This window comes from Anaerolineae bacterium, assembly GCA_025062375.1.
GTDB lineage: Bacteria > Chloroflexota > Anaerolineae > SpSt-600 > SpSt-600 > SpSt-600.
In genome coordinates, this window is record JANXAG010000068.1 from 1 (window position 1) to 2,690 (window position 2,690).

Below are 2,690 nucleotides of genomic sequence, written 5' to 3' on the forward strand. Positions count from 1 at the left end.
TCCCCTCCTGTTCTGGTATCCCATCACCCGGGCTACCCACGCTCAATTGCGAGCTCAACTGGAGCAGAGAAGATGAAACGACGTGGATTGACCGGAGCATATGCGCGGGGGCTATACTATGCCTGTGGGGTCCGGCAGCCGGAAAGCCGCCCCTTGATCGGGATCGCCAACTCCTGGAATGAGATGGTCCCCGGGCACATCCACCTCCATCAGGTGGCGCGGGCGGTAAAGGAAGGGGTAAAAGCTGCTGGCGGTATCCCCTTGGAATTCAACACTATCGCCCTTTGTGATGGGATTTGCCAGGGCGCCGGGATGCACTCCGTTCTCCCCAGCCGTGAGGTGATTGCAGCCTCCGTAGAATTGACCGCCCGGGCTTATGGATTTGATGGTTTGGTTTGCCTGGCCTCGTGCGACAAAATCATACCGGGCATGCTGATGGCAGCCGCGCGGCTCAACTTGCCCACCCTCTTCGTCAGCGGTGGGTTGATGGCCGAAGGAGAATGGCAGGGAAAACGCGTGGTAACCTGTGACATCAAAGAAGCCATCGGTCGAGTCCGGCGGGGGGAAATCACCCTGCGCCAATTGCGTCAGATAGAGCGGGCGGCCTGCCCTGGCCCTGGAATCTGTAATATGATGGGCACTGCCAACACTATGTGTGTGGTTCTGGAGGCAGCAGGGCTCAGTTTACCTGGCAACTCGACACTCCCGGCTACTGAACCCGGTTCGCGCCGGGTTAATCCCGAATTGCTGGACCTTGCCTATGCCGCCGGACGGCACGTAGTGGAAAATCTGGAGCGCGGTATTACCTTCTGCCAAATTGTGACCCCCTCAGCGCTCAGAAACATCATCCGAGTGGTGCAGGCCATCGGTGGCTCTACCAACCTGGTGCTACACCTGGGCGCGCTGGCGACAGAATTGGGGTATGAACTCCGGCTGGAAGATTGGGATGAACTGGGACGCCAGACGCCGTTGCTGACGGTGCTAAAGCCAGCTTCTAAATATACAGTTTCCGACTTTGGGCGTGCAGGCGGAGTGCCAGCTCTTCTGAAGCGGCTGGCGCCGCTTCTGGACCTGAACATCCCTACCGCCTATGGAAGCACGCTGGCGGAAGTGGCCGCCCGCGCTGATATAATTGACCCCGATATCATCCGACCACTGGATGCCCCACTGGCTCCCACAGGTGGTATCGCGGTGCTCCGGGGCAATCTGGCCCCGGAGGGCGCTGTCGTCAAAGTTAGCGGAATCTCTCCGGCCATGATGCGCCATACAGGGCCAGCTCGGGTATTTAACCGGGAGGAAGACGTGCAGGAGTGCCTGCTGGGCGGGCGAGTTCACCCCGGGGATGTGCTGGTTGTGCGTTATGAGGGGCCACGCGGGGGGCCAGGGATGCGAGAGTTATCCCTGCCAGCAGCCATCATGGTCGGCATGGGTTTGGCGGATTCTGTCGCCATGGTCACTGATGGGCGGTTTTCAGGTGCCACACGGGGCCCCTGCATCGGGCATGTATGCCCGGAAGCAGCTGTGGGCGGACCACTGGCAGCTTTGCGGGATGGTGATATCGTTGAAATAGATATCCCAGCCCGCACCCTGAACGCCCATCTGAGCGAGAGCGAATTACGGGCCAGGCTGAGAGACTGGACGCCACCACATAAGGAGATTCCACCAGGCTTCCTGCGTTTCTATGCCCGCTATGTGGGTGCTGCCAGTCAAGGAGCATTGCTGAGGGAATAGCTAAAAGCCTCCGCTTTCATATTTCATAATAGCCATACTCGAATTCGGTGCTTCTCCTATCTAAATAGGTGGAAAAAGGGCAATCTAAAAACGACGCAAAACTTCTAAGGGAGCCTTTTTCTCCATCCGAAATGGGGCCTTTAGACCCACCTGGCAGCAAGAGAAAAGGTATCAAATTCCTCATCGTCAGCTCTGTGGCCCCTCTCTGCCTGACATTGTAGCCTTTACGTCCAGGGGATAGCTTTAGGAACCTTTCTTCCAGAGCAGCAACTTTCTCAAGGTTATCCCCACCGAGCTCCTGTCCCCAGTCGATCTGGAAAGTTACATGAACGGTTAATAAAAGCACAAAAAGAAAGTCAGGCCAATGGAAAGTCTTTCTCGGCCGTAGTGAGTGGCCCAGTGAGCCTCCTTGACCTTTTTCTCTATCTGTGGAGGAGTCTGGCGTGGAGAGTGGTGGGGTTTTCGGGAGAGGTCCTTGAGGCCTTTAACCCACTTGTGGACGACCTAGCGAGAGATGTCTCAAAGCCGCGCAGCTTTAGAAATGCCGCCGTTCTCTTAACAGGTTTGCACTAAACCACAAAAGTTAGCATGACTTTACCCACATCTCAGAGAGCATCCAGGGCCTAGAGAAGAGGCTCCAATAGGCTATGCCGTTTCAGCACGGTCAAAGTGACTATATAATCCCCTCGACGTTAGATAAGGCCCCTCCCGTTCGCTCTTCAACCTTTGCTTGCCGCCCAGAAGAAACACCCGAGGATGGAGTGCCTCGTCCCCATATAGACCCAGATTAAGTAAAAAGAGCACTGCAATCAGGGCCACTTCACCAACCGCTAGATGGCTTCCAGGCTAAGCACCCTGAAAGCCTCCCGGTGCAGCTCTTCCTTTCTATATGCCAGCACTGAGGGTAGTTCTCCAGAGCATGGAGGAGCACGCTGGTCAGCAGCATCTGGCACTGGTTC

Annotated in this window: 2 protein-coding genes; one reads left to right on the forward strand and one right to left on the reverse strand. The window is 56.4% G+C overall.

Annotation, left to right across the window (positions count from 1 at the left end; translation table 11 throughout):
- Positions 1–72 precede the first annotated feature (72 nt).
- Positions 73–1,731: a dihydroxy-acid dehydratase gene (gene ilvD / locus NZ653_10025; protein ID MCS7287454.1), complete on the forward strand. Its 1,659-nt coding sequence runs from the start codon at positions 73–75 to the stop codon at positions 1,729–1,731.
- Positions 1,732–1,747: 16 nt separating this feature from the next.
- Here ilvD and NZ653_10030 read toward each other — a convergent pair whose 3' ends face one another.
- The gene (locus tag NZ653_10030) at positions 1,748–2,077 is read right to left on the reverse strand and encodes a hypothetical protein (protein ID MCS7287455.1); all 330 of its coding nucleotides are present in this window, start codon (positions 2,075–2,077) and stop codon (positions 1,748–1,750) included.
- Positions 2,078–2,690: the final 613 nt, after the last annotated feature.

What these genes read in the sequence shown, in the direction of transcription:
- ilvD (MCS7287454.1), top strand. Translation starts at nt 73, where the DNA reads ATGAAACGACGTGGATTGACCGGAGCATATGCGCGGGGGCTATACTAT.